Genomic DNA, 22,309 nt, shown 5'->3' with positions numbered 1-22,309 from the left:
CAGAACGTTTAAAAGGGGCTTACTGAGGGGATTGCTTGTGCGCGGAATCGCGCTGGGCGAGCAGCCTGCGGGGGAGAAGGCGTGCCGGGACCGGATAACGCAGATCGGCGCGGGTGTCGATCAGGTGCACCACCGTGCAACAGGGGCCACTGCCCCAATCGACGCCGATCCATTTGCGCCGGTTGATCACTTGTAATTCAGTCCAGGCGTTATGCACCAGCTGCTGAGCGATGAACACCGGCACTTCAAGAGCCGTGGTCATATGTCTGACGCAGTTGTCGTACAGCAGATCCGAATCGATCAGGTATTGCGCTTCGTGGCGTCGCAGATAGGCGAACGCCGCTCGCTGCATGCTGCTGCGATAGTCGTGGGTCAGTTGCTCATGGTTCATAGCGCACGCTCCAGTTCCATTTGGTCTAGCAGGTCGGGGTGATCGTCGGCGGTCTTCATTGCGGCGCGGCGCAAAGCGATGTCAGCAATGGGCAGCTTTACGCTGGGATTGGCCATGCCGCTGGGGCTCATCTCGTGAGTCATTTCGAACTCGGCCCGCACTGACCAGCCACAGGCCTCGTTAGTGCATTGCAGGTAAGCCACCCGCAGAAAAATGTGCGTGCCTTCGCTGGTGCGGATACGCATGCGGCCGTGGCAGTGGGGGCAAACCAGCTTGTAAGTGCTCAATGTTTGCGCTCCTTGCTGTGCAGCTGGATGGTGGCCAGCACTTCAGAATGGCGCGCAGACATGTAGCGGTGGTGAGAGCCAAGGATTGCCTCGGCTTCACCCGGCTCAACCACTCCGTCTTCCAGAGCTTTGGCAATGATCTGATCAACGTAACCGCGCTTAGCCGCCGCATTCACTGATCGGCTGTAGAGATCGACGTTATCCAGCGTTTCGGGCTTGGCCAGCGGCACGAACATGCCGCCGTACAGGGCAGCGATGTACTCGGGGAGGTGGGTGGTGCCAGCGTCTTGCTCGAGTAGATGAATCTGCTCGTCGCTTAAAGGCCGGCTACCGGCGTTTTCATAGACATGGTTATCGAACTTCTTGAGTTCATACCCGAGCCGGGCGGCAGCGCATTCGCGTCCGCCGGGGTAGTCGCAGATTACTGCGCTCATCACTTGCCGCTTGGTCGTTAGAATTGGGCGTTTCATCTTCTGGTTTCTCCCTGGAGTCATCGCCCCTACAGTTGATTCATACAGCCTCGGGTTCAGAACTCAGCTCAGCAGAATCCACGAGGATGCCGGGGAGCACTTCCTTGCCAATCATCCTGGAGAGGTCTCGCAGGATGCGGAACGACAATCGACCGCGAGGCAGCGTGTCGTGACCAGCCCAGCGCTGCACAACCTGGGTCACCGTGCGCGGCTCATAGCCGTGACTGATGGCGAATTGGCGGAAGTTGCTGCCGTGTTCGATCAATCGGGCTTGAATCTGGCGCTTTTCCATGGCTTGGCTCATGGTTGATGTGTTCCTACTTGGTTAAGATGTACTCATATGACGTAATGATAGGCACCCAATTGGAAATGTCAACGAATAAAGATGTTCAAATGGAAACTTCTCAGCGCTTGCGAGAAGCAATCCAGGCGAAAGGTCTAAAGATCAAAGACTCTGCAGAGATATGCGGTATCCCTTACCGTTCGTTGCAGAACTACACGCTTGGGTTACGTGAACCCAATGCGGAAGCTCTTCGTAGGATAAGTTCCCGATTGGGTGTTTCTTCAGATTGGTTGCTCACCGGAGAAGGGGCAATGCTTCGCGGTGCTTCAGGCGCGGCTTTCGAAAATCCGGCAGCTAACGCCCAAGAAGAAATGATCCTGGCATTGTTTCGCTCGTTGGGTGAGGCAGGTAAGCGGGAGATACAAAGCGCTGCTGAGGAAAAGAAACGCCTAATGGATGTCGAGCAGCGCCTAAAGGATTTGACTCAAGCCCTTGCCGATACCAAACGGCCAGCATAATCTGTACCCATTAAGAACGGATCAGTCAGACAGGGACGCCGGAGATCCAGCCGCTACAGCTAGGTTATAGCGCTGGCGAGGTGCCGAGTTACGTGGCCTCAAGCCAACATATGGACGTGATTTATGCTGAATGTAGACCTCTCTCTCGTACCGCTTCCAATTTCTTTTCCTGATGCGTTGGCTGAAGCCAGCAGGGGTTTGGAAGTTGGTACTCTCAATGCAATTGAATTTCTGTGCATCAATGCAATAAAGAAAGAGAACGTTTCGGGGCGCGCGCATGTACTTTGGTGGTTGCACGCTTAGTTTGGCTGATAATATTTTATTTGTAGGGGAAGTATGCATTCTTTTCGTCCGTATTCGCTTAAGATATTTGACAAATATTTGCCGGGAGATATTCCTGATAAGTACCACGTTTTAGATAGTGTCCGCTCAAAAGATCTCTTGGATTTTATTGAGGCCTTTCTCAAGTCGTTAACTCATAACGTACATGATGATGTGGAAACTAAAAAAACCATACGGGTTACAGAGTTGCATCGTAAAGATCGCAGTGTTTATGGTTGGGTTGAGTATGGTGAGTACGGTATTCCTGGTGCCATATACAGCCTGGCAAACAAAGCGAAGACCTACGATAAAAAGCATGATGATTCGGATGTGCGATTTTTCTACTTCAATTTCTGTGTGCCTAGCAACGGTAAAACAGCTGTTGCATTGTTGCATAGTGCCGGGAATCGAGGTATTAAATCATTTTTCATCGAGAAATTTAATGCTTATTTTAAACTGCAAATAGATCTTAATGTTAGGATGTCTCCTCTTTCTCATGAGAAAACAATAAAGGAGTGGCTTGATAACTCAAGTGTGAAAGAGCTACGTTTATCAAATTACAATGTAGATCTAGCTGGTGATCTTGCTGATCAGCTTGATGTTGATCGTACTGAGTTTGTTATTAAGCCGAAGAGAGGTGGTGGATTTGGATCTTTTTCATTTCTCCAGTCGAAAGCTGCAAACGGCGGAGATAGTCCGGTTGAAATATTGAGTAAGATCTCTACTGACGTTCGTGCAGTTATTGAATCAAACGGCCGTAAGAAAATAGTTTCGTTAAAAATGAGCGACCCAATTGCGGCGATCGAAATCACCGAAGACAATGTTGATATAATAGATGGGGCGCCAGATCGAAAGGGGCTGCATAATTATGCTAATATCTTAATGAAGGAATTCATAGATAAGGTCTCAAGATGAGTAAGAAAATCAAGATCGGTTTTATTGTTCGAAAGCATTTAATAGCTGCTATCTATGATGCTGAAAAGAAGAAGATAGATTGGTCTGATTTTTTTGTTTTTATTGTTGCTCCTTTCGTGTTGTCTGGGTTGTTTTATTGGCTTGGAATCTCAGATAAGTCCGGCCTCATAAATTTATTGATGTCGGTTTCGTCTATTTTTGCAGGTTTGCTTCTAAATTTATTGGTTTTGGTTTACGACCAAAATAAACGAGTTCAAGAGAAGCTAACTGTGTTCGATGTTAAATATACGAAGTCGCCAAATCTAGAAGCAACTTCGCTTGCAGAGTTGATGGTCGAGCCAACGAGTTCAATTCGGGGCAGTGCTTTGTATGAGCACTATTCTCGACATGCACAACTTCTAAGTGAGTTGTTGTCGAATATCTCCTATGCGATTCTGATCTCTCTGTTTTCGATTGCGACGGGGATTGTTTCTTATTTGCTCAAAGATGCATACGCTGCGGTGAGCATGGCGGGAATGCAAATTGATATTGATTACAAGGCGGCCCTTATTTCGGTATCTATTTTCTTTTCCCTAAATCTGCTTTTGACGGTACTTATGATAGTTAAAAGAGTCTATAAACTAATATCTAGCCCCAGTTGATGATTGCATAGGTTGAACTTGACGCATCAACGAACGATTTAGAGAAGGTCGTTATGGAAACTGATTTTTGGGTGGGAATTGGCGCTAGCCTAGTCCTGCTGACTCTATCTACAGCCGCTCATGCAGAGTCCTGCGAAACGATTCTTGCCGGGCTACAGCAAGAAAGGCATCTAACCCAAGTCAAGCAGTCACCAAGCAATCAAATGACAGAATACCGTGACGGGCCAAGTATCACCCTGTCGGTCAGCTGCGCACTCGGCAATCCCAATATTGCAGTCTCTTGGGATGGCCCAAAGCCGGATGAACAGTTTTATGATCTGGTGGGACGTGCCGGCAGTCTGGTTTCCGCGTGGCCAGCTGCCGATGTCGTCAAGTTTACGAAGCAATGTCGCCGAGAGGCGATCAAGGACAGTGGTGAGATCGCAACGGTCGAGCAAAAAGGGCTGGCCATTGAATGCCAAGCGTTCACCAGAGATGGCGGGGGTACGACCATCTCCGTTTTCTCTGAGTAGAGTGCCTGCGACTTAGCTCCGTCTAGCACGGGTTTGTTGTTTCTGTTTTGGCTACTCCTATCCTCTGCCACTCTCGATCCACCGCAGCCGCTTTGGCTTACTTTGATCTCCAGCGGCAACAGTCTTTTCTAGCTGGTGTCTTCTGGCTGTTTGCTTTCACAGCAAGACCCCAGTTCGGGCCAAATCAGCCATCCTCAATCGTCGATATCAGGATACAAAACCTTGCCCAGTATCCACGGCTCCACGACCTGGCTGTGAATGTTGCGCAAGTATGAGCCCCATTCCTCGCGGCTGTGAGCATTCGGGCCGGTGATGGTCAGGAGCAGATATTCGTCGCGAAAATCATCGTAGGCATAGATCAGCCAGAAGTCGTTATCGGGGTCATTCAGGAGGGCGGTGCGGTAATACTGGCGACTGGTTTTGGCCCAGCGTACTTGCGTTTCCTGGGTGCTGGCCAGATGGATGTGATGCATGTCGGTGAGGTCGAGTTTTTCGTCTCTACCAAAAATGTCGGGCAGATCTCCGCACACTTTGTAGTTGTAGAAGTGTGCGGAGAAATTTTGCCAATTGGCGATTTCTTGAAACAGATCAGATATTTTGACTGCGGGCATCCAAGCCTACTTAGAGGCTGGCAGCTTGCCAGTGACCACGAACGCGTCGAAAGCTTTTTGCCCGTCACGCGCGGCTTGCCGAACGTCAAGGAATGTCAGCTCATGGCTGACGACCTTTTTGCGCGGCTTGTCGATTTTTTGGGTGGTGGCCATGGAAGCCTCCAGAGGGTGTGTATTCATGCTTGAAAGCTTATGCGATTAATCATTTTCGAGCAAACCGGTCAGCTGTTGGTCGCTTGCATCCGCAGCCACTCGCGATCCACCGCCCGTTTCGCCGTTTTCTCACTCGCATACAACCACCGCAACCGCCTCGGTTTGCTCTGATCCCCCGCAGTTGCGGTCTTTTCCTTCCCGTTTTTCTTGTCGCGGTAGTAGGCAATGATGCCGGTGTAGTCGCCTTTGTTCTCTTCGGTCAGGTCCTCGACAGTGTCCTCTGGCAGTTTGCTTTCCAGATCCAGACTCATGGTGTAACCATTGTCTGCACTGAAGCTGTGTTGCACGTTGCCGCCGTACCAGATGATTTCGTCGATTTCGTCCTTCACGCCCTGGAGCGTGTAGGTCAGTTCGGGGATCAGATCCGGCCGCCCCATGGCGAGGGTGTAACTGAGTGTCGCGCTGCTGCGCTGCAGGCGGTTGAATTCGGCCCGGGCGGCGCGCAGTGCTGATTGTCGATCGCTGTAGGTGTGGCGCAAGTCTTTGAGGTTTTCGCCGCCACCGGCGATGGCTTCCTGTTTCTTCGCGCTGTTCACGTCGTAGAAGTAGGCGCGTACACCGTCGTAGCTGTCGCGGTCGGCTTGCAGGTAGCGGTGCTGGTCACCATCGGCACGAGTGAGGGTGATGTGAGGCAGGTCCATACCGCTGGCAGTTTTGCCGCCGCCGGCCGGAATGCACAACAGGCAGCCGGCCTTGACCGTAACCATTGCGTCGAACTCTTCGCCAAGGCGACTGATCAAGTTAGCGTCGGACTCGTTGGCCTGGTCGAGCTGCAGGATGGGCAATCCGTCCAGGGCACCGGCGATGGTCGCGGTGAGGCCATTACCGATGGCGATATCGCCCAGGACGTCGCCCAGTGTGGTGTTGCTCCAGCTGCGTTCGCGTTTGGTCTTCAGGCCTTTGCGCAGATCCGCCGATCGAGCGCGGATGCTCAGCACGTCCGGTGCGCCACTGTGTTCGGTTTCGTCGACGGTGTAGGTGCCTTTATCGACCAGACCGGTATCGCTCCAACCCAGCCACAAGCGCACCACGGCACCCTTGGGCGGTATCGCGAGCAGGCCGTCGTGGTCGCTGAGGGTGAGGCTGAGTTGGTCGGCCTCAATGCCTCGGTTGTCGGTCAGCTCCAGGCTCATCAGCCGCGGACTGATCAGCTTGGCAATGTCGTTACCGTCTACCGTGATGCGGAACGCCGGCACCGGGTAGGCGGCATCGCGCCGATAGCGCTCGGCGGTGTCATTTAGGAAACCGGTGACGCGGGACAGGGCGGCATCGATCACAGCAACGCTCTCATGATGCTGACACCGGCGGCAGTACCGGCACCGATCAGGTCTATGCGGTCATCGTCAATGCGCTTGAGGCTGAGGGTGAACTCAATACGCCGTGGCGTGCCATCGCGAAAGAACAGGGTCTTGGTCTCGCTCAGGCTCTCGATCACCCACAGCCCGTAGATCCGGCCGCTGCCTTCGACCATGGGCCAGGCCTTGCCGGTGTTGGCCATCAGGCGCAAGGCGTCGAGGCTCAGGGCGCTGCCGGCAAGTTCCGGGAGGATGACACCGGGTAACGTAATGGAATCATCCCCGCGCCCGACAAACTGCCGCGCGGGCGCTGCGCCGATCCGGTTGCTGCTGGCGTGGCGCCATTCGGTCTGGCGTTGCAGCTCCTGATAAGCAGCGGTGGAGAGGCTGAAAACGAACATCCCTAGGGCGAGCATCATGATGATTAATCCAAGTCAGACAGTTTGCTGCGACGGCGGGCCGATTTTTCGTGTTCAATCCGGGCCAGCATGGCGCGCAGGGTTTTCTCCATGTTTTGCATGTCCATGCCTGGTGCCGCAGGGAAGTTGATTTCGTAGGTGTCGTGGCTGTCGTAGACGGTTGTGCCGGCGCTGCTGATCGGCGGGCGGCTATCGACCGTTAACCCGGGCATTGAGGCGGTACCGAGCCCTGTCGTGCCGGCTGCCGTGAGTTGCTGGCTCATGCGGGCCATCGCACTGAGTGGACCTTTCTGGCCGCCTTCCAACCCTTGCGTGAGGCCGGCCATGGTGAAACCGCCCAGCTCGGCGAACACTCGCGACGGGCTATGGATGCCGAGCTTTTCCTTGAACCAGCCAATGGTTGAATCACCGATCGAGGTGATCGCGCCCTTGATCTGTCCCATGCCCGCGAACAGGCCATTGACCAAACCGTTGATGATCATGTTGCCGAACTCAGTAAAGCGGCTCGGCAGATCTACGCCCAGATAGCTCAGCACGCCGGCGAAGGCCTGGTAGATCAAACCGATAGGGCTGAAGTTGGCGAGGGTGGTGAGGATGCCGCCGATCCCGGCGCTGAAACCGGCTTTCATTTCCGTCCAGGTATTGGCGAAGTAGAGTTTCACCGCGTCCCAGTTTTGGTAGATCAGGTAAGCGGCACCGGCCAGTACAGCCACCACCGCTCCAATGGCGAGAGCAACCGGGTTTGTAGCCAGGCCCCAAAGGGCAATGCTGACGGTGCGTAGTGCGGTGAGCAGTGCACCGCTCAGGGTGCTGGCCAGCATCTGAACGGCTTGAACGAGCATGGGAAAGGCGTTGCGTGCAAGACCGGTAAGCGTTGGTAGCAGCTTCTGCATGACCTTGTGAGTGCCACCGCCTTGCATCCCAAACATCGCCATGCCGTAGCGGACCACGGCGAAGGGACCAAGCAAGCTGGCCAGGGTTAGCGCCAGGCCGCCGAAGACGAGGGACAGGCCGGCCACTAACGCAATAACCTTGACCAAACCACCTGCCAGTTTTGGGTTTTCCCTGGCCCATGCCCCTACCTTGTTGGCAATCTCGCCCAAGGTGTTGATCAGCTCTTTCAGCTCGGGTGCGACGGCGGCCGCGAACTCGGCCATGGCATTGGTGAAGCTGCCTTCAGCGGCTTCCATGACGTTGGTAAGGGTGCTCAACTGTTCGTTGACGCGTGTGCGCAGATCCGCCTGATTCTGGAGCTTTTGCTGAACTTCTTTATAGCCTGCCAGCCCCTTGTTCATCATGGTGTTCAGGGTGGTCATAGTTTCGGAGTCGTCACCGAACAGATTCTTGATGGTCTCCGTTCGGTCTTCGTCATTGAGCGCCTTAAGCTTTTCGACCTGAGCGAAAAGGTTCTCCAGACCCGCGAAATTGCCCTTTTTATCGGTGAAGCTGAATTGAACCTTCTGACCTTTTAGCTGGTGGATTTTATTGACGTTGCCGACTTTGTTCTTGTCCAGACCCGCCTGAAAGATCTTCCGATAGGCGTTACCGGCCGCACCACCTTCCATACCGGCCTGGTCCATCATGACCAGCAGTGGTGCCAGTTCATTTGCTGCGTCAAGTCCCGACTTCTTAATCGTGTCCATGACCGGCGCGATCTTGCTGAAGCCCTGAAGCATGTTCGTGGGGTCAACACCCGAGTAAAAACCACGCTGGATGGTGTCCATCAGCGCCATCATGTCCTTCTCTGAGGTGCGGGTGGCGTCCTGCATTTTCGCCGCGAACTCAGCCGCGGCTATCACTGGCATTTTCAGCTGAACACCCAGATAAGCGGCTGCTTCGCCGGTACCGTCGTAGATGCTTTGTGCGCTGAGACCCTGACGCCGCAGCATGGTCATCATTTCCTGGAAATCAGCCGTGGTGCCGGGCAATCGATCTCCCAGCTTGGTCGCCAGATCACTGATTTTCTGGAAGTCTTCGGACACCTTCCCGGCGTCGTCCATCATCGACACTTTGAGCTGTGTGGCAGAGTCTTCGTTCGGAGCAAAGGCCTTGATAGCGGCTGCAACGGGACGACTTGTGGCATACCCGGTGACCAAGCCAGCGGCCCCGGTCACGGCCATGTTGCCGGCGAGGCTCTGGGTTTTTTCCATTTGACCGCGAGCCGCCGTGAGGCGTTTCTGTTGTGTGTTCAGGGCGGCAAGGCGTTTACTCTGGTCGCTGATGCTGGCGTTGGTGGCGTTGATCTGCTCGCGCAATTGGCGCTCATGGCTGCCGAGATTCCTGGTGCTGATCCCCGCGTCGTACAGCCTGGTGCGCAAGCGCTGGAGTTGTTCGCTCTGCTGCTGGTGTTGCTGCTTGAGCTTCTGCGCTTCGCGCACGGCGGTGCGGAAGTCCTTGGCCATGGCCTTGGTCGGCACGCCGATGGCGGCGAACTGTTGGCTGAGCGCGCTGACCTTGTCGCGGGCGGCGCCGAGGGCTTGCTCGGTCTGTTCGGCCGCCGCGCGTTGGGTACGCCAGGCGCTGACGTCCTTTTGCTGGGCGTTGAGTTCCTTCAGGCGGTCGCGGGCTTCCTTCAGGGCGCGGGCGGCGCCGATGCTGCCTTTGTTGATCGACTTCAGTGGCCCGCTGGCCTTGTCGATGGCGTTGAGCAACACCTGAAGTTTTAGATCATTCGCCATCGGTGGAACTCCGCACCCTGGCGCGTTCACGCCAGTCCATCAGTTCTTGCAGGCCCAGCTGATCCATGTCAGCCGGTGCCCAGTGAAAGACCACGGCCAGGTCGGCCATGGCGTCCTCTACGCAATGAGGGATGCGTCCGTCTTCACCGACTTCTGCAACAAAAAACCGGATATCTTGCTGCCGCAGGCGAGCAGGTCGGCCGGGTCCATGCCCGCCGCTTCCGGCGCGGTGATGCCGGGGCTGCTGATGCGTGGCAGGATCTTGATCAGGGTGGCGACGTCCATGTTCAGCAGCTCGACTAGCTGGACGCCGCGCAACTCGCCGGACGCGGGTTTGCGCAGGGTAATGCTGTCGATGATGGTCTTGCCGCGAGTGATCGGGGTGTCGAGCGTGACGGTGTTGTCTTCGACTGCCGGCAATGCATCGGTGGTGTCGTCGGTTTTCATGTGCTGCTCCAGGTTGTGGGGTTAGCCGCCCTCGATTGAGGGTGGTGGGTGTTAGATGCCCAAGGCGCTGCGCTGCTTTTCCAGCATGTCGACGCCGTTGACCTTTTCGATGAAGTTGAGCAGGTCGATTTCGATGATTTCTTCGTTGTCGACGATCAGCTTGTAGTAGGTGCAGGTGGTGCTGATGCTGTGTTCGGTGTCTTCACCGGGCTGGGCGTCGCCCATTTCGATGGTCTCGTGACGACCGCGCAGGACGACTTCCACCGCGCTGATATCGCCGGTGTCGTCTTGCTGGAACGAACCGGCAAAACGTAGCGCGATGCCCGAGGCGTTGACGGCGCCGAACTGGCGCAGGGAAATCAGATCCAGTCCCCCGGTCTTCCATTCAAACTGGATACCGTCGTCGGAGAAGCCCAGGTCAGCTTTGACCGGGCCGTTCATACCGCCGCCGCGATACGCTTCCATCTTGCGGCCAAGGGGCGGGAGGGTGACCGACTTCACCACACCCACATAGCTGTTGGCGTCGTTGAAGAGGTTGAGGTTTTTGAGTTTGCGAGGCATTGCCATGGCGGTGTTCTCCGGTGCGCTGGCACGGGGTTAACTCCCCTTGCGGGGAGCCCCGGGTTAGCTGTTGATCTTGCTGGCGAACTGCATCAGGTAGCGGTCGGTGATGCGCTGCCGCAACGTGAGGTCTTCCAGCGGTGGCACTGGCGTGTAGTCATAGTCGACATAGAGCTTGCCGGCCTTGAGGGTGTCTTTGTCGTTGATGTCTTCGGGGTACCAGCAGCTGCCGCCGATCAGGTAACCCGAGGCGATCAGCTCACGGAACTTGGCGTTGATGCCTTCGATGATGTCGCGCACCAGGGAGGCATGCATCGGCTTGTCCATGGCCCACATGTGCGCCTCGGCCATGGTGTCGGCGAGAATCTGCGCGGTGCGGGTGTAGTTCTCGAATGCAAACAGCGGATCGTCGCTGCAGGTGCGGCTGCCCCAGAAGCGGAAGCCGCCTTCGTTGATGAGGGTGGTGACCTCGTTGGCGTTGAGGTAATTGGCATCGGTGGCCGGGTTTTGCAGATCCCAGAACACGTCGGCGCTGATGCCGGTCACGCCGTTGACCGCAACGTTGGACAGGGTTTTGTGCCAGCCCGTCTCCTGGTCAATCTTGGCACGCAGGCCGAGGGCACGAGCCACTGCGGCAGCATTCACGGTCTTGCTGGTGGCGGTATCCCAGTTCAGGAAGTCCGGCCAGATGACCATCACTTCACGAGCGCCGAAATTCTCACGGTAGGCGACCGCTTCTTCTTTGGTTTTACAGTCCCAGGCGCTGACGTAATTGAAGGCGCGCAATTGCTGGCCGATAGCGACCAGGGCGGTGGCCACCGGTTGGCTGTCAAGACCTGGCACACCGAGAATGCGCGGTACCAGACCGACCTTGGCCTTGGCGGCGAGCAGGGCTTTCATGCCGGTGTATTTGCCGTCTGCTGTGGTAGTGCCGATCAGGGCACTGGTGGTCGCGGCTTCGTTTTCTCCTTCCTTGACGCGCACAACGATGACGTAGGGCTTGGTCTGGTCGGCGATGGCTTGCAGGCTGACGGCCAGGGTGCCTTTAACGCCGGCTTTGCCGACAGCAGTCTGAACACTGGCAACCAGAACGGGTGTATCCAGTGGGAATACGGTGGCGTCAGCGTCGTCGGCAGTGCAAACCAGGCCGATGACAGCAGTGGGGATCGTGCGAATGGGGCGGGTGCCGTCGTTGAGTTCGATGACCCGCACGCCGTGAAGATAATCGGCCATGGGTTTGCCTGCGCAGTGAATGGGATGACAGTGCACAGGCTGCCGCGCGCGCGCCGGATGGGCGAGCGAGGGGATTTGTAGGGGAAGTGGCTACAGGGCACAACAACGGTATGCCCCGTATCTGAGTTTACTGTGCCTGGTCGATGATCCAGGCGGGGGCTATAGGGCGATACGCTTGTGCGGGAAAGTCAGACGACTGAGGCCAGTCGCGCAGCAATTGTAGGTAGATCAGCAGTTCGCCGTACTGATCGGCATTCAAATTTGTCGTCATGGAAAGCTCCAGCTCGTCTCGATGCCGCTCTCGCAACCACTTGACGCCTTCAAGCTCGGCGTCGCGCCAAATACGCTCCTGAGTGACCCGGGTGTTCGGGTCTTCGACCGGGTCGATCAGCACCGGTCGCCCGTTTTCGTCGCCGACAATCACCTTGCCTTGCCGCTCGCCTGCTAACAGATCCGCTCGCTCTTTTGAGGTGATTTCAACCACGTCTGCCGGCATGACCTTATGGATGACGCTGTCGTAAAAGCCGCCCGTGGTTTCTGAATAGTGCAGTGACATGTCGTGCTCTCCTAATTACCAGCCCACTGCAATCCATGGGGCATTTGGCTGGCCGATAGAACCAACCGCGTAGACGTTAAAATTAGCCAAGCTTGCGTACATCACCCCGAGGCTTGAACTCGCTGTGGTTATTCCTCCGGTAAAGCTATTCCCTACCAGCGTCATAGCCATGGCAGTCGGGAAGGCAATCGGGTAAGTCACTGTTACTCCCGAGCCAGCAGTAACTGCACCCGCCGTCCCCCATTGAATAATCAGACTGCCAAGCCAGGTCGGGAACACGATACCGCCAGGGCTCCCTTTTATGATCGCAAAGCCCAAGCGCATTTTCTTTGGCGTGACCATGGTGGCGTCATCGGCACCGGCATTGACCAGGGTTTGGGTAGCGATTCTGGCAATACCAAGAGCGCTTTCGGTGGCCTGCGCAACCTTCGCTACAATGGCCTGAAACACCCTGAGGGCGTTCATCGGCTTGTTTGTATCCGCCCCCGTCTCTGCCTCTACCTGGCTCGCGAAAGTAATTCCATAGCCATTGATTGTGGTAGGTGCATCGGCCATGGCACTCCAACGAAGACCAGTCAGCCCAGCGCCAGAGGCATAAAACGGACCGGTGACCGTAGTTCCGACAGAATTCACCCGCACCCCGTTGCCCAAGTGCCATGGCTTGCTACCCACGGCCAGATAGACATTGTTGAGCGTGTCGTTAGCCCCCCAGGCCCCAGCACCGCCCAAAATGGTTCTAGGCGCAGCCTTGGTCACGGCATGCAAGCCCCCCGCCCAGCTCGCCGAGGTGGCGGCTACGACATTGACGCTACACGCATCGAGCAAATTGACAGGTCCCGACACGTCACCGCCAGAGCTACTAAACGCATCCGTGATGCCATAGCCCTCCAGCGTGGTTGGGTTGGAACCACCAACAACAATGCCACGGGCGTTGATATTGACCTGACGGTAAGAGCCTGCCGGTTTGTTGGGCGGCAGTACCCACAAAATGGACTCATCCACATACGCCCGTGTCGCAAGCACTACGCTGGGGTCAATTTTTAGTTCAACGTTCGCCGTGTTGCTGACGATCAGGTTCATCCGAATGATCTGAGTCCGACCTGATCCCTGTGTGAGCAACGGCTTGAACGTCGGCGCGCAGTTGGCGACGGCGACCAGGTCACCGTCGGCGTCATACAGACCGATCTCGTGAATCCACCAGCCACCAATGTTTTCTGGAATGACTTGCTCGGCAATGATGATGTTGGGGTTGTTTGGGTCAACCTTCACGTGATTCAGCGGGGCTCTGCGGCGCTCATTGATCAGCTTGGTTTGCTGTTCGCTGGGGACTGGCTCGGTGTTGTTGGCATCCCCCACGCCCATCTGTGCAAAGGTCCAGGGCACACCCAAGGCGTCTGCGTTGGCCTGCTTGGCCTTGCCGATAGCGGTAAGGATGGCGAAGAACTGGCTGTTTTGGTCGGTCATGGGTAGATGTCCATCGTATCGATATGGTGTTCGCGCCCACCGAGGCGAAGGAAGCCGCTGACCTCAATGTCACGCTGCGTTGGTGGGTAAACGCTGAGTTCGTCGCCTTCGTAAACACAGGCGCCAACGTGAACCAGGCCGGTGGTTTCCAGGCTGATTGCAAGACCTGTGAGGTGGCGGGTGAGGGGCTTGGCGTCGTCGATGAGCCAGGTCAGTTCCTGGTACATCTCTTCGGTGATACCGGTGTCCAGTACGCCGACCTTGAGGACAAAGGTGGCGCGGGGGCCGGGTGGAACGGTTTGCCACCATTCAACGACCTCGATCAGATACCCCAGCGGCTCAACGACACGGCGCAGCGCGCCGATGGTGCCCTTGCGCGAGTGGATGTAATACGCGGAACGAATGGCCGCACGCTTGGCGGCTTCGGGCCATTTGCTGTCCCAGCGATCCACCGAGAAGGCCCAGGCCAGGTAGGGCAACAGGGGGAGGGGGCAAAGGTTCGGGTTGTACAGCGTGCGCAACGGAATGGGCACGCGCTGGATCTGTGCCAGGGCATGCGCGGCCTGGCGTTCCAACGGCGTCGAGTTGCTCGGGAGAAGCGGCAGGTCGGCCATCACTCGACCCCCAATGCCAGATCAATGTGCGCGCAGTAGGGGGCCTGGTACTTGGTGGCGACGATATCGTCCCAGCCTTCCAGCATCACCTTGCGCACACCCTCGACGTGAAGGTATGCGTGCACGACGGATTCGGACACTTCCAGCCCCAAGCGTCGGCGCTGATGGGCAAATTTCAGCAGGCTGGCTTCGGCGGCTTTGAGGATCAATTCGGACTCGGGGCCAGCTGTCAGCAGGAAAATCTTGCCTTTGACCTGGTAGTTGATGATTTCGGCGCTTTGAACGGTCAGGCGGTCGGTGACGGGGCGGCGGTCGTCGTCGCTGAGGTAGGCTTTGACGATGGCCAGCAGGGCGGGTGGGGCGTAGCCGTCACCTAGGGCGGATTGCACCGTCACCACCGCTTCGGCGGGGAAGGGGCTTTCGGCCGTGGCGTCGGCCACCTGACCGTCAGCGGATCGGGCGTGAAAGATATAGCTGTTGCGCGGTCCTGCTGTGCTCAGGCCTTCCCACGCCATCTGCGCCCGTTCGCGCAGGCTGTCGTCGCTTTCCATCAGCTTCGGAATGGGCGGCACCGCGGACGGGTTGGCTTTCTGGATGGTCAGGCGCTTAACGTTGTAGTTGGCGGCCAGGTTTTCCAGGTCGGTGCCTTTGGCCAGGGCCAGCATGTTGGCGACCGAGGCCTCATTGACTCGCTGGCGCCAGATCATTTCGCGGTAGGCGTTCTCTTCCAGCAGCTTGGTCAGCGGCTCTGATTCCATGTCGAGGCGTGCCGCAATTTCGGCTTGTTCCTCGGCTGGCCAGAGGCTGATGGCGTACGCCTTACGTTCGGCAAGGATCTGTTCGTAATCGATCTGCTCGACCACTTGCGGCGCAGGCAGTTGGCTGAGGTCGATGGCGGCGAAGCTGTTCATACGCTGCCCCCCAGATGCAGGGGAATACTCAGGCTCAGCGGTTCGTTGGTGTCGACGATGCTGCCTTCCAGGTCCAGCGTCGACTGCCCTTGCAGTGTGGCGCCGAGGAACTGCACGCGGCTGAGACTGACCCGAGGCTCCCAGCGCATCAGCGCCATGACGGTGGCCGCGTAGACGCGCAGACGGGTGACGTCATTGAACGGATGGTCCACCAGCTCAGGCAGCAGGCTGCCGTACTCGCGGCGCATGACGCGGGTACCGATGCGGGTGGTCAGAATGTCGGGGATGGACTGCGCGATATGCTCCACAGTGCTGATGGCACCGCCGTTTTGTCGGTTCATAGCGGTGCACTCGTTTTGTCGTCGCCAGTTAGCACGCCGCCGTGCTGGTGTTTGACCAGACTGATGTCGGCCGCCACGACGTCAATCGAAACGGTGACTTTGCCGGTGACGTTCTGGTTGCCGGTCTGGGTGTAGTCACCTTCATGGGTGATCGGCCCGACGATGTGAATGCCACCCGTGCTGATCAAGTCCGTGGTCCCGCCGTCCACCAGCACGGCGTTCAGGTGGTGAGCCACGCTGTCGTACTCGATGACAGTGCCGTCGTGATAGGTGCGGCGGTGCAGACCAGGGCGATCGCCGTTGGCCGGATTGAGGTCGCTGAAAATGCCGGTCAGGGCGATGCCATTACCCAGTTGTCCCGATGGGCTGAACAGAATGACTTGCTCACCTTTGGTGGGCGGGTCCCATTCCTTGTCGGCACCTGCACGCAAGGTGATCCACGGCAGCCAGGCGGTGGTCAGCGTGCCGGTATTCACACGCACACGCGGTGGGTTCATCTGGACTTTCGCGATGGTGCCGAAGCGGATGAGGTTTTCGAGCAGGCGGGCGAGGGTGGCTAGATCGTTCATGGCGTCGATGGTGGCGCCGTAACTATATCAATGCAGCCTTGAGATCCTGTAAAAGGGCGAGCAACAAGGCTTCAGGCTACGCTGCAAGAACGCCCTATGAGCTCCACAGTTACCAGCAATCAACGGGTTTTGCCAATTGGACGCAGGTGGAAAAATGCGGAAAGGTAGCTTTTCTTCACTATGACATAATGCTTCTGCTATCCCTATTTTGAAGGTGCAGTTGGATTGTGAGCAGTTGCTCTTGGAGTGACTGGTATTTTTGATGATGTGTTTAAGGTGAAAGGTGGTTCTTATGGAAAAAAACAAATCGTTTGCTGAGTTTGTGACGAAGCAGTCTGATGGTAGTGAAGCCGTAAAATTCGATCCGGAGAAGGAGGTCGCAGAATGGAGGGAATATTTGGAGCAGCTATATAAAATGATAGAGCAGTATGTATCTCCTTATAAGGATGGAGATGCAATTCAGTTGGCTTTTTCTCCTGTATCTATTACTGAGGAGGCTCTGGGTCCCTATGTCGTTAATAGCTGTGTACTTCGGGTGGGCAATGTAAAATTTATTTTCACTCCAATAGGGACTATGTTGATTGGTTCTAAGGGGAGAGTTGATGTGCTTGGCCCAAATGGAAGAGGTATGCTCGCTTTGGTTCGCGGTGATGGCCCGAGAATTAACGTACGAGTCACTATTAATGATGGTTCTAAACCGGCTGTGTCAGAGTCGCCACTAAAACCAGAAGTAGAGAAAGAAGTAGGAGCAGATGAATGGAAGTGGAAGATTGTTTCAAACAAGCCACCGTATAAATATACAGAGATGACGGTTGATAATTTCTTGGATTTTCTTATGGGTCTGGCTGCATGAAGCGAATTGGATTCAATCCCTCTGGACTGAATCTGGAACTCGTCGAAATTGCCGATCATTTTGATTTGGTGAGTTCTTCTATGGCGGCGTTCTATGCAGAAGATAGTCCGTTGTTTTTAAGTCGACATGCTTTTTCAATGCCTGCTCAAATATTAAGTGAGTATCAGAGCGCTCAGCGTGAATTAGAGGTGTCGATATGTCTTACGATATTGGCCTCGTTGGAAGCTAAGTTTCGCTTGGATTATTTGCGGCGCGTAGATTTAAAGTTAAAAGATCAGCTTAGTCGGGCGTATATGAAATTGTATGGTCGTCACAAAAATAAGATTGGTTTTGAAGATCTCTTGGATGCATGGAAGCGCTATGCCCCAACGTCTGTTGTTTACGTTCGAGAGTTGAAAGGTGCTCTAGCCTTTCGGCATTGGTTAGCTCATGGTCGCTATTGGCAACCAAAACTTGCACGGACTCACGGATATACCGATATCTATCGATTAGCTCACGATATTATTAGTAATTTCCCTTTTGTACGCGTTGAGGGGATGGTGACTTCATGAACTTAGGGTTAGGTGGTTAAGCAAACTATCCCTGATCAGATTTATATCACCTTCAGTAAAGCCCAGAGCTTCGCGTTTTTCGTAATCCACATCCGGTGCACTCGGTTCGGCGCGATCCTTCAAACCGTATTGGTGCACCCTTGCAATCCGCGCAATGCGTCCCGTGAATCCAACGCTGATCGCATTGCCGTCGGCTTTGACCTTCAGAAAGCGTGCGGTACGCATTTTCTGGAACATCTGCACCTTGCGTTTGACCCGACCCTGTTTGCCCCGCAGGTTGCGCTTTTTACGGGGAGCGTACTTGCTCCCGTCCGGGTTCTGCTGAGCGATCACCCGTTCCTGCTGGCTACGGCGCAGGGCCTGACCAAGGCTACGGGCAAGCTGATTGCGCGATGCGGGTTCCAGCTGTCGGAGCAGGCCGGCGGCCCAGTCTTCCAGCGCTTCCAGTCGATTGGTCATTGAGGGACGACCCATTCACTGCCGGTGCCCTGGGCGCCGGGAGTCCATGCCGGGTCAAGAAAGTCAGCAACACGCTGCGGCTCGCCGGGATGTCGGATGGTGGTATTGCCTGCATCGTCCTTGCCCACCACCACGCGCTCTGTCAGCGGCAAAGTCAGGCTGAGGTCGACTTTGCTGTTGTCGAGAATATCGGCTTCGAACTGGATGCCTTCGGCTGACTTGTAGAGGTTCTCCAGCAGCTCGGACTGGTTCACGCTCAGCCAGCCGAGCAGCGGCAGCATGACACTGTCGGGGTGGCCGGCGAAGTCGGTGAGGATGACCTGTAGGTCGAAGCTGTATTCGAACGACAGGCTGGCTGCAGCGGTGCAACGGACCTTGCCATTGTCGATGAAGATCAGCAGCCGGTCGGGGTTGTGCTTGAGTTCTGCCACGGTGGTGAGCAAGTGAGTGCGTAGGCTTTCGGGCTTGTTCATGGTGCGGCCTGCTGATGCTGATAAACCATGTCGACCTGGCCCGCGCATTCCGCCCAGGCGGCTTCGACACGGTCCTGATCGGTGAGCTGGTCGCCGTTATTCTTGGGGCTGGTCGCCGGAAGGCGGCATGGCACTACGGCCGGACAGCCATTGACGATAAGCGTCGGCACCGGTGAGGGCGGGGCGCTCGCGCAGCCGGCGAGCAGCATCAGGCAGAGGCTGGGCAGCCCAGTCGCGTAGTTCGGCGTTTTCACGTTTCAATGCCTCGATCGTTAGTTCACGTTTGGCCAGGCCCTGGCGAAGTTGATCCTGCTGCGTGCGCAGACGGGCCTGTGCATCGCGTTCTTGTTGCAGGGTGGTGCGGAGGGTGATGGCGGTGGATAGGTTGCGGCCGGATTCTTCACGGGCGGCATCCACGTCCTTCATTGCCAGCTCTGTGTTCTTGTCGGCGACGGTGATGCGCTGTTCCTGGCCCCAGATCAGCAGCGCCAGAGCACCGAGCAGGGCAATGCCATACAGGGCCTGGCGCATGGTACTCATGCGCGGTACCAACCGAGTGTGTTCATGGCGCCGACGTCGAGTTGGTCAACGGGGCCGCGCACGATGATGACTTTGCTCTCGGGCATCAGGTAGCGCAGCGCCTCGATCAGTTGGCGCATGCCATCGTCTTCCGTATCCGTTGGCACTATCAGCAGGTCACCGTCTTGCACCTTCAACCTGCGCACGGCGTCGAGGTCGATCATGCCGCCACCGCCTGGCCACAGCCGCAGTCGGCGTGCCGTTCATAGGCGCGCTGCAATTTGACGTCGTAGAGGTTTCGCTTGTAGTCGGGGCCGTTGTAGAGCTTGGCGAACTCGGCCCATTTGCGGGCTTTCAATGCTTTGTGCAAGGCCGGGTCGGTTTCGATAAAGCGCACAAAGGCGTCGAATTGCTGCGATTCGTCGGCGCTCATGGCCGCGACAAAAGCTTGCACGCTGGTATAGCCCAGACGTTTCCAGTGAAAGCCCATGATCTGGAGCGAACCCCAGGACGCGGACTCCAGCGCGGCGGTGTCATCGATCAGTCGGGCGGTGCTCAGACGTTGGTGTTCGGCGGTACCGCCGGTATAACCGCCGGCTTTTGGGTTGACGATGGCCGGGTTGGTCATGACGAGCTGATCAGCCTGGCGCTTGAGTTCGGCAGGGTCATCGCTTTCGTGCCGTGGCGTTGCCAACTGGCGATACATGATGTGCCGTTCAAATAGGATTACCGGCTTGCCGTTGTCGAAAAAGCCTTTGCCCCTGGATTCGACTTCATTGATTGCGTAGACGCTGGCCAGCGGCAGGCCGAGACGTTCGGCGGCGTTGACCAGGTCGGCGTTTTTCAACAGTTGCCGGCAGTCACTACCGGCCAGTGCGGCCTGGGTTTTTGCACCGGCGATGCCATCGGCGACCAGGCCGACTTTCAGCTGATAGGTGCGTACGGCCGCCTCGGTGGCGTCACCGAAGTGGCCGTCGAGCATTAGCCTTGCGCCGTGGCTGTTGAGGTTTTTTTGCAAGAGGCGCACCGCTTGCGAGCGGTCGCCGTGACGGAGGGTGGTGGTCATGCGCTGGGCCTCAGCAGGGCGGCGACGTTGCCGCGAGAACGGAAGATCAGGGTGCAGAGCAGCACCGTGGCGATGGCGTGCCAGAGACTGACTGGCGGGCGGTAAAGCAGGATCTCCAGCCCGCACAGGCACAGCGCCGCGCCAAACAGGCTGGCTAGCAGCGAGATGCCCCGGCGAAAGCGCGACGCGCCCCGGCTGTAGCAAACCAGGCGCAGGGCGCTGAGCAGGTAGGCAAAGGCGGCGGCCAGCGGGACGATAAGCTCGAAGGTGGGCATGTCAGTTGCCCCCTCTGATGCGTCTTACGATTTCCCAGAAGTCGGTTTTCTCGATCCAGACCATGACCTTGATGCTCAGCGGAATGATGATCAGGGCACAGCCGAAGGCGGCGCCCCCATGGGTAACGAAGGGCACCAGTTGCAAGGCCATGGGCGCGAACAGGTAGCCGACGCCGGCCGACAAGAACAACGAGCCGAGGCGTTGCCAGACCTTGAGGTTGTGTTTGGTGCTGGTCACCAGCCAGGCGCCGAGGATGGCGCCGAACAAGGCTTCGCCGTCGATGATCGGCATCGCGGTGGCCAGGCCAAGGCCCATGAGCAGGCCAGTGACGGCGCTGGAAGTCGGATCAGCCATGGTGCGGGTTTCCTTGGTTGAAGAGGATCAGTCCCATAGGTTCACCCTCTGCCGCTGCGGGGCGGCGGCGTGGGCTTCGGGCATTTGGACGGAGAGGCCTTGCGGCAGGAGCGGGCCGAAATCGGCCAGACCGGGGTTGGCTTCAAGTACCGCTTCGGTCACGCCCGCCGTGCGGCCGTAGTGACGCCAGCAGAGGGCGTCGACCGTGTCGTTTTGCTGGGCGCGGACGGTAACGGCCATCAGATCAACTCCACGGTGGTGCGGTTGCGGCCGAGAAGATCGCGGATGGCCCAGCGCAGATCGCGCCGGTATTCATCGATGGTGGGGGTGAGTTCGTCGGCGTTCTGGTTTCCGGCGTTGGTGCTGTCGTAGGAGCGGTAGCGCTCGCAAACTTCGGCACCGGTGGCTGCTTCAATGGCACGCCGATAGAGGTGTACCAGGACGGGTGCATCGTTGACCTTGTCGCCGGGAATCGCTGACAACTCGCAATGGCCGTCGGCCTGTTGGATGGCCCTCCACTCAGCCAGCTCGCGGTTGACGCTGATGGCGGCGGCGATTGCAGCGGTCTCCAGCCTGGGCGCGGTAACGCTGGCGTCGATGCGTAAGGTCGCCCGCAGCGCATCGAGGTCGATCGAGGGCCAGAAGGGGTGGGTGTTGATATGGCCACTGGCAGCAGTGCCGCTGGCTACGAATCCGCTCATGGGACTGTGCTCTGTCATAGATCGCCGGTGGTCGGGGCTTCACATTCAGGAGGAGCGGTCTGGCCGATCCGCCCCGAGCCGGCGGGGTGCGTGGGGACGCTCGGTTAGCTGCCCGTGGCAGTGAATTTGTTGAGAAGTCGCTCAGCGCGCTCCAGATCCTTTTTGCCGCCACACGCGTCATGCATGGCGATGGCTTTTTTCAGCAGGTCGATGCCGGCTTGCAGTTGCCCGGGTTGGCCAGGGCTTTCTTCAGTCAGGCCGACGATGGTTGCGCGCCCGGTGGCAAGAAACAGCTTGGCGCGGGCCTGGTCCGGCATGTCTTGGTCGTCGGTCAGCTCGAGGGTGCGATGCAGGATGTCCAGGTTGAAGGGCTTATTGATTTTCTGAGCCTGGTTCGCGGCCGTGGCGACTTCTTCGGCGACCAGGCAGCCCAGGGTGCGGGCGAACCGGTCGGGCATGATCATGTTGTGCTTGAGCACATAGGTGGCGATGTCCAACGCGGCCATGTACTCACCGGCGTCGATACGCCACACCATGACGGTGGTCAGCACTTCATCCTGTGCGCCTTGGCCCGCCTCCAGCACACCCTGAACATAGGGAATGTACTCAGGCAGCAACTGGCGCTTGAGTTCGGCTTTGCCCTGGTTGGACTGCACCTGTTTCAGCCGCAGGCGGTCTTGCAGCAGCTGGTTCAACTGGTGCTCGTAGGCGGTCGCACCGGCCATGGTCTGGGTGGGCTCGGTGGCTGCCGCTTCCAGGGCGGCAGTGACACGTTGAAAGTGATGACGGCAAGGATTGGTCATGGTC

General features: G+C 57.2%; 35 protein-coding genes and 1 pseudogene. 6 read left to right on the top strand and 30 right to left on the bottom strand.

Annotation, left to right across the window (positions count from 1 at the left end; translation table 11 throughout):
* Nucleotides 1–19: 19 nt before the first annotated feature.
* Genes AC07W5_RS07200 through AC07W5_RS07185 form a run of 4 tightly spaced genes read right to left on the bottom strand, consistent with a single transcriptional unit; the run spans nucleotide 20 to nucleotide 1,440 of the window.
* Nucleotides 20–391, bottom strand: a complete 372-nt coding sequence (locus AC07W5_RS07200) for a hypothetical protein (protein ID WP_495023094.1) — start codon at nucleotides 389–391, stop codon at nucleotides 20–22.
* The gene (locus AC07W5_RS07195) at nucleotides 388–678 is read right to left on the bottom strand and encodes an Ogr/Delta-like zinc finger protein (protein WP_495023093.1); all 291 of its coding nucleotides are present in this window, start codon (nucleotides 676–678) and stop codon (nucleotides 388–390) included. Before AC07W5_RS07195 ends, AC07W5_RS07200 begins: the two co-directional genes overlap by 4 nt.
* Entirely contained in the window at nucleotides 675–1,148 is a 474-nt protein-coding gene (locus AC07W5_RS07190) for a YmfL family putative regulatory protein (protein WP_495023092.1), read from the bottom strand. Before AC07W5_RS07190 ends, AC07W5_RS07195 begins: the two co-directional genes overlap by 4 nt.
* Before the next feature lie 40 nt (nucleotides 1,149–1,188).
* Nucleotides 1,189–1,440 (bottom strand): helix-turn-helix domain-containing protein, encoded by a 252-nt coding sequence (locus tag AC07W5_RS07185; RefSeq protein WP_495023226.1) that lies wholly within the window; start codon nucleotides 1,438–1,440, stop codon nucleotides 1,189–1,191.
* 101 nt (nucleotides 1,441–1,541) lie between these two features.
* On the opposite strand from AC07W5_RS07185, the gene AC07W5_RS07180 reads away from it, so the two are divergent.
* From AC07W5_RS07180 to AC07W5_RS07165, 4 genes are all read left to right on the top strand, one after another.
* Nucleotides 1,542–1,949 (top strand): helix-turn-helix domain-containing protein, encoded by a 408-nt coding sequence (locus AC07W5_RS07180; RefSeq protein WP_495023091.1) that lies wholly within the window; start codon nucleotides 1,542–1,544, stop codon nucleotides 1,947–1,949.
* A 336-nt stretch (nucleotides 1,950–2,285) separates the two neighbouring features.
* Nucleotides 2,286–3,185 (top strand): hypothetical protein, encoded by a 900-nt coding sequence (locus AC07W5_RS07175; RefSeq protein WP_495023090.1) that lies wholly within the window; start codon nucleotides 2,286–2,288, stop codon nucleotides 3,183–3,185.
* Entirely contained in the window at nucleotides 3,182–3,826 is a 645-nt protein-coding gene (locus AC07W5_RS07170) for a hypothetical protein (RefSeq protein WP_495023089.1), read from the top strand. Before AC07W5_RS07175 ends, AC07W5_RS07170 begins: the two co-directional genes overlap by 4 nt.
* A gap of 53 nt (nucleotides 3,827–3,879) precedes the next feature.
* The gene (locus AC07W5_RS07165) at nucleotides 3,880–4,338 is read left to right on the top strand and encodes a hypothetical protein (RefSeq protein WP_495023088.1); all 459 of its coding nucleotides are present in this window, start codon (nucleotides 3,880–3,882) and stop codon (nucleotides 4,336–4,338) included.
* Between the two features lie 194 nt (nucleotides 4,339–4,532).
* Here AC07W5_RS07165 and AC07W5_RS07160 read toward each other — a convergent pair whose 3' ends face one another.
* From AC07W5_RS07160 to AC07W5_RS07090, 15 genes are all read right to left on the bottom strand, one after another.
* Complete coding sequence (locus AC07W5_RS07160) at nucleotides 4,533–4,949, bottom strand: type II toxin-antitoxin system YafO family toxin (protein ID WP_495023087.1); 417 nt, start codon at nucleotides 4,947–4,949, stop codon at nucleotides 4,533–4,535.
* A gap of 6 nt (nucleotides 4,950–4,955) precedes the next feature.
* Nucleotides 4,956–5,102, bottom strand: a complete 147-nt coding sequence (locus tag AC07W5_RS07155) for a hypothetical protein (RefSeq protein ID WP_495023086.1) — start codon at nucleotides 5,100–5,102, stop codon at nucleotides 4,956–4,958.
* A gap of 68 nt (nucleotides 5,103–5,170) precedes the next feature.
* Nucleotides 5,171–6,439, bottom strand: a complete 1,269-nt coding sequence (locus tag AC07W5_RS07150; protein ID WP_495023085.1) for a phage late control D family protein — start codon at nucleotides 6,437–6,439, stop codon at nucleotides 5,171–5,173.
* Nucleotides 6,436–6,876 carry a phage tail protein gene (locus AC07W5_RS07145; protein ID WP_495023084.1) on the bottom strand — a complete coding sequence of 147 codons (441 nt, stop codon included), beginning with the start codon at nucleotides 6,874–6,876 and terminating at the stop codon, nucleotides 6,436–6,438. The genes AC07W5_RS07150 and AC07W5_RS07145 overlap by 4 nt, the downstream gene beginning before the upstream one ends.
* 5 nt (nucleotides 6,877–6,881) lie before the next feature.
* Entirely contained in the window at nucleotides 6,882–9,554 is a 2,673-nt protein-coding gene (locus AC07W5_RS07140; RefSeq protein WP_495023083.1) for a phage tail tape measure protein, read from the bottom strand.
* Nucleotides 9,544–9,663: a GpE family phage tail protein gene (locus tag AC07W5_RS07135; RefSeq protein WP_041752072.1), complete on the bottom strand. Its 120-nt coding sequence runs from the start codon at nucleotides 9,661–9,663 to the stop codon at nucleotides 9,544–9,546. Before AC07W5_RS07135 ends, AC07W5_RS07140 begins: the two co-directional genes overlap by 11 nt.
* 8 nt (nucleotides 9,664–9,671) lie before the next feature.
* The gene (locus AC07W5_RS07130; RefSeq protein ID WP_495023082.1) at nucleotides 9,672–10,001 is read right to left on the bottom strand and encodes a phage tail assembly protein; all 330 of its coding nucleotides are present in this window, start codon (nucleotides 9,999–10,001) and stop codon (nucleotides 9,672–9,674) included.
* A 51-nt stretch (nucleotides 10,002–10,052) separates the two neighbouring features.
* Nucleotides 10,053–10,568, bottom strand: a complete 516-nt coding sequence (locus AC07W5_RS07125; RefSeq protein WP_495023081.1) for a phage major tail tube protein — start codon at nucleotides 10,566–10,568, stop codon at nucleotides 10,053–10,055.
* A 57-nt stretch (nucleotides 10,569–10,625) separates the two neighbouring features.
* Nucleotides 10,626–11,795 carry a phage tail sheath protein gene (locus AC07W5_RS07120; protein ID WP_495023080.1) on the bottom strand — a complete coding sequence of 390 codons (1,170 nt, stop codon included), beginning with the start codon at nucleotides 11,793–11,795 and terminating at the stop codon, nucleotides 10,626–10,628.
* A gap of 127 nt (nucleotides 11,796–11,922) precedes the next feature.
* On the bottom strand, nucleotides 11,923–12,351 hold the full coding sequence (locus tag AC07W5_RS07115) for a phage tail assembly chaperone (RefSeq protein ID WP_495023079.1): 429 nt from the start codon (nucleotides 12,349–12,351) through the stop codon (nucleotides 11,923–11,925).
* Between the two features lie 15 nt (nucleotides 12,352–12,366).
* Nucleotides 12,367–13,815: a phage tail protein gene (locus AC07W5_RS07110; protein ID WP_495023078.1), complete on the bottom strand. Its 1,449-nt coding sequence runs from the start codon at nucleotides 13,813–13,815 to the stop codon at nucleotides 12,367–12,369.
* Nucleotides 13,812–14,429, bottom strand: coding sequence for a phage tail protein I (locus tag AC07W5_RS07105; protein WP_495023077.1), 618 nt, complete (start codon nucleotides 14,427–14,429; stop codon nucleotides 13,812–13,814). Before AC07W5_RS07105 ends, AC07W5_RS07110 begins: the two co-directional genes overlap by 4 nt.
* Nucleotides 14,429–15,340, bottom strand: a complete 912-nt coding sequence (locus AC07W5_RS07100) for a baseplate J/gp47 family protein (protein ID WP_495023076.1) — start codon at nucleotides 15,338–15,340, stop codon at nucleotides 14,429–14,431. Before AC07W5_RS07100 ends, AC07W5_RS07105 begins: the two co-directional genes overlap by 1 nt.
* On the bottom strand, nucleotides 15,337–15,681 hold the full coding sequence (locus AC07W5_RS07095) for a GPW/gp25 family protein (RefSeq protein ID WP_495023075.1): 345 nt from the start codon (nucleotides 15,679–15,681) through the stop codon (nucleotides 15,337–15,339). Before AC07W5_RS07095 ends, AC07W5_RS07100 begins: the two co-directional genes overlap by 4 nt.
* Nucleotides 15,678–16,250 (bottom strand): phage baseplate assembly protein V, encoded by a 573-nt coding sequence (locus AC07W5_RS07090; RefSeq protein WP_495023074.1) that lies wholly within the window; start codon nucleotides 16,248–16,250, stop codon nucleotides 15,678–15,680. The genes AC07W5_RS07095 and AC07W5_RS07090 overlap by 4 nt, the downstream gene beginning before the upstream one ends.
* Before the next feature lie 292 nt (nucleotides 16,251–16,542).
* Between AC07W5_RS07090 and AC07W5_RS07085 the strand changes: the two genes are divergently transcribed.
* Together AC07W5_RS07085 and AC07W5_RS07080 are read left to right on the top strand one after the other, a co-directional pair.
* Nucleotides 16,543–17,103: a hypothetical protein gene (locus AC07W5_RS07085; protein WP_495023073.1), complete on the top strand. Its 561-nt coding sequence runs from the start codon at nucleotides 16,543–16,545 to the stop codon at nucleotides 17,101–17,103.
* Nucleotides 17,100–17,654: a hypothetical protein gene (locus tag AC07W5_RS07080; protein WP_495023072.1), complete on the top strand. Its 555-nt coding sequence runs from the start codon at nucleotides 17,100–17,102 to the stop codon at nucleotides 17,652–17,654. The genes AC07W5_RS07085 and AC07W5_RS07080 overlap by 4 nt, the downstream gene beginning before the upstream one ends.
* Here AC07W5_RS07080 and AC07W5_RS07075 read toward each other — a convergent pair.
* The 11 genes and pseudogenes from AC07W5_RS07075 to AC07W5_RS07025 all read right to left on the bottom strand — a co-directional run bounded on the left by AC07W5_RS07075 (nucleotide 17,649) and on the right by AC07W5_RS07025 (nucleotide 22,305).
* Entirely contained in the window at nucleotides 17,649–18,113 is a 465-nt protein-coding gene (locus tag AC07W5_RS07075; protein WP_495023071.1) for a phage virion morphogenesis protein, read from the bottom strand. The two genes, AC07W5_RS07080 and AC07W5_RS07075, sit on opposite strands and share 6 nt — an antisense overlap.
* Nucleotides 18,110–18,586, bottom strand: a complete 477-nt coding sequence (locus tag AC07W5_RS07070) for a phage tail protein (protein ID WP_495023070.1) — start codon at nucleotides 18,584–18,586, stop codon at nucleotides 18,110–18,112. The genes AC07W5_RS07075 and AC07W5_RS07070 overlap by 4 nt, the downstream gene beginning before the upstream one ends.
* Nucleotides 18,583–18,768: pseudogene (gene lysC, locus AC07W5_RS07065) on the bottom strand (Rz1-like lysis system protein LysC); the annotation flags it as partial. The gene AC07W5_RS07070 and the pseudogene lysC, both read right to left, overlap by 4 nt.
* Entirely contained in the window at nucleotides 18,683–19,126 is a 444-nt protein-coding gene (gene lysB / locus AC07W5_RS07060; RefSeq protein ID WP_495023069.1) for an Rz-like lysis system protein LysB, read from the bottom strand. The gene lysB and the pseudogene lysC, both read right to left, overlap by 86 nt.
* Entirely contained in the window at nucleotides 19,123–19,329 is a 207-nt protein-coding gene (locus AC07W5_RS07055) for a hypothetical protein (RefSeq protein WP_495023068.1), read from the bottom strand. Before AC07W5_RS07055 ends, lysB begins: the two co-directional genes overlap by 4 nt.
* Nucleotides 19,326–20,171, bottom strand: coding sequence for an N-acetylmuramidase domain-containing protein (locus AC07W5_RS07050; RefSeq protein ID WP_495023067.1), 846 nt, complete (start codon nucleotides 20,169–20,171; stop codon nucleotides 19,326–19,328). The genes AC07W5_RS07055 and AC07W5_RS07050 overlap by 4 nt, the downstream gene beginning before the upstream one ends.
* Complete coding sequence (locus AC07W5_RS07045) at nucleotides 20,168–20,446, bottom strand: phage holin family protein (RefSeq protein ID WP_495023066.1); 279 nt, start codon at nucleotides 20,444–20,446, stop codon at nucleotides 20,168–20,170. The genes AC07W5_RS07050 and AC07W5_RS07045 overlap by 4 nt, the downstream gene beginning before the upstream one ends.
* 1 nt (nucleotide 20,447) lies before the next feature.
* Nucleotides 20,448–20,801 (bottom strand): putative holin, encoded by a 354-nt coding sequence (locus AC07W5_RS07040; protein ID WP_495023065.1) that lies wholly within the window; start codon nucleotides 20,799–20,801, stop codon nucleotides 20,448–20,450.
* 27 nt (nucleotides 20,802–20,828) lie between these two features.
* Nucleotides 20,829–21,041: a tail protein X gene (locus tag AC07W5_RS07035; protein ID WP_495023064.1), complete on the bottom strand. Its 213-nt coding sequence runs from the start codon at nucleotides 21,039–21,041 to the stop codon at nucleotides 20,829–20,831.
* Entirely contained in the window at nucleotides 21,041–21,502 is a 462-nt protein-coding gene (locus AC07W5_RS07030; RefSeq protein ID WP_495023063.1) for a head completion/stabilization protein, read from the bottom strand. The genes AC07W5_RS07035 and AC07W5_RS07030 overlap by 1 nt, the downstream gene beginning before the upstream one ends.
* A gap of 104 nt (nucleotides 21,503–21,606) precedes the next feature.
* A complete protein-coding gene (locus AC07W5_RS07025) occupies nucleotides 21,607–22,305 on the bottom strand; it encodes a phage terminase small subunit (protein ID WP_495023062.1) in 699 nt (232 codons plus the stop codon).
* Between the last annotated feature and the right edge of the window lie 4 nt (nucleotides 22,306–22,309).

It is taken from the genome of Pseudomonas sp. GW821-FHT01E05 (assembly GCF_059422425.1).
This window is presented reverse-complemented; position numbering and strand designations above follow the sequence as displayed.

Bases quoted from the DNA above. Each gene is read 5' to 3' on its own strand.
- AC07W5_RS07200 (WP_495023094.1), bottom strand. From the start codon at position 391: ATGAACCATGAGCAACTGACCCACGACTATCGCAGCAGCATGCAGCGA.
- AC07W5_RS07190 (WP_495023092.1), bottom strand. From the start codon at position 1,148: ATGAAACGCCCAATTCTAACGACCAAGCGGCAAGTGATGAGCGCAGTA.
- AC07W5_RS07185 (WP_495023226.1), bottom strand. From the start codon at position 1,440: ATGGAAAAGCGCCAGATTCAAGCCCGATTGATCGAACACGGCAGCAAC.
- AC07W5_RS07180 (WP_495023091.1), top strand. From the start codon at position 1,542: ATGGAAACTTCTCAGCGCTTGCGAGAAGCAATCCAGGCGAAAGGTCTA.
- AC07W5_RS07175 (WP_495023090.1), top strand. From the start codon at position 2,286: ATGCATTCTTTTCGTCCGTATTCGCTTAAGATATTTGACAAATATTTG.
- AC07W5_RS07170 (WP_495023089.1), top strand. From the start codon at position 3,182: ATGAGTAAGAAAATCAAGATCGGTTTTATTGTTCGAAAGCATTTAATA.
- AC07W5_RS07165 (WP_495023088.1), top strand. From the start codon at position 3,880: ATGGAAACTGATTTTTGGGTGGGAATTGGCGCTAGCCTAGTCCTGCTG.
- AC07W5_RS07160 (WP_495023087.1), bottom strand. From the start codon at position 4,949: ATGCCCGCAGTCAAAATATCTGATCTGTTTCAAGAAATCGCCAATTGG.
- AC07W5_RS07155 (WP_495023086.1), bottom strand. From the start codon at position 5,102: ATGGCCACCACCCAAAAAATCGACAAGCCGCGCAAAAAGGTCGTCAGC.
- AC07W5_RS07145 (WP_495023084.1), bottom strand. From the start codon at position 6,876: ATGATGCTCGCCCTAGGGATGTTCGTTTTCAGCCTCTCCACCGCTGCT.
- AC07W5_RS07140 (WP_495023083.1), bottom strand. From the start codon at position 9,554: ATGGCGAATGATCTAAAACTTCAGGTGTTGCTCAACGCCATCGACAAG.
- AC07W5_RS07135 (WP_041752072.1), bottom strand. From the start codon at position 9,663: ATGGCCGACCTGGCCGTGGTCTTTCACTGGGCACCGGCTGACATGGAT.
- AC07W5_RS07130 (WP_495023082.1), bottom strand. From the start codon at position 10,001: ATGAAAACCGACGACACCACCGATGCATTGCCGGCAGTCGAAGACAAC.
- AC07W5_RS07125 (WP_495023081.1), bottom strand. From the start codon at position 10,568: ATGGCAATGCCTCGCAAACTCAAAAACCTCAACCTCTTCAACGACGCC.
- AC07W5_RS07120 (WP_495023080.1), bottom strand. From the start codon at position 11,795: ATGGCCGATTATCTTCACGGCGTGCGGGTCATCGAACTCAACGACGGC.
- AC07W5_RS07115 (WP_495023079.1), bottom strand. From the start codon at position 12,351: ATGTCACTGCACTATTCAGAAACCACGGGCGGCTTTTACGACAGCGTC.
- AC07W5_RS07110 (WP_495023078.1), bottom strand. From the start codon at position 13,815: ATGACCGACCAAAACAGCCAGTTCTTCGCCATCCTTACCGCTATCGGC.
- AC07W5_RS07105 (WP_495023077.1), bottom strand. From the start codon at position 14,429: ATGGCCGACCTGCCGCTTCTCCCGAGCAACTCGACGCCGTTGGAACGC.
- AC07W5_RS07100 (WP_495023076.1), bottom strand. From the start codon at position 15,340: ATGAACAGCTTCGCCGCCATCGACCTCAGCCAACTGCCTGCGCCGCAA.
- AC07W5_RS07095 (WP_495023075.1), bottom strand. From the start codon at position 15,681: ATGAACCGACAAAACGGCGGTGCCATCAGCACTGTGGAGCATATCGCG.
- AC07W5_RS07090 (WP_495023074.1), bottom strand. From the start codon at position 16,250: ATGAACGATCTAGCCACCCTCGCCCGCCTGCTCGAAAACCTCATCCGC.
- AC07W5_RS07085 (WP_495023073.1), top strand. From the start codon at position 16,543: ATGGAAAAAAACAAATCGTTTGCTGAGTTTGTGACGAAGCAGTCTGAT.
- AC07W5_RS07080 (WP_495023072.1), top strand. From the start codon at position 17,100: ATGAAGCGAATTGGATTCAATCCCTCTGGACTGAATCTGGAACTCGTC.
- AC07W5_RS07075 (WP_495023071.1), bottom strand. From the start codon at position 18,113: ATGACCAATCGACTGGAAGCGCTGGAAGACTGGGCCGCCGGCCTGCTC.
- AC07W5_RS07070 (WP_495023070.1), bottom strand. From the start codon at position 18,586: ATGAACAAGCCCGAAAGCCTACGCACTCACTTGCTCACCACCGTGGCA.
- lysB (WP_495023069.1), bottom strand. From the start codon at position 19,126: ATGAGTACCATGCGCCAGGCCCTGTATGGCATTGCCCTGCTCGGTGCT.
- AC07W5_RS07055 (WP_495023068.1), bottom strand. From the start codon at position 19,329: ATGATCGACCTCGACGCCGTGCGCAGGTTGAAGGTGCAAGACGGTGAC.
- AC07W5_RS07050 (WP_495023067.1), bottom strand. From the start codon at position 20,171: ATGACCACCACCCTCCGTCACGGCGACCGCTCGCAAGCGGTGCGCCTC.
- AC07W5_RS07045 (WP_495023066.1), bottom strand. From the start codon at position 20,446: ATGCCCACCTTCGAGCTTATCGTCCCGCTGGCCGCCGCCTTTGCCTAC.
- AC07W5_RS07040 (WP_495023065.1), bottom strand. From the start codon at position 20,801: ATGGCTGATCCGACTTCCAGCGCCGTCACTGGCCTGCTCATGGGCCTT.
- AC07W5_RS07035 (WP_495023064.1), bottom strand. From the start codon at position 21,041: ATGGCCGTTACCGTCCGCGCCCAGCAAAACGACACGGTCGACGCCCTC.
- AC07W5_RS07030 (WP_495023063.1), bottom strand. From the start codon at position 21,502: ATGAGCGGATTCGTAGCCAGCGGCACTGCTGCCAGTGGCCATATCAAC.
- AC07W5_RS07025 (WP_495023062.1), bottom strand. From the start codon at position 22,305: ATGACCAATCCTTGCCGTCATCACTTTCAACGTGTCACTGCCGCCCTG.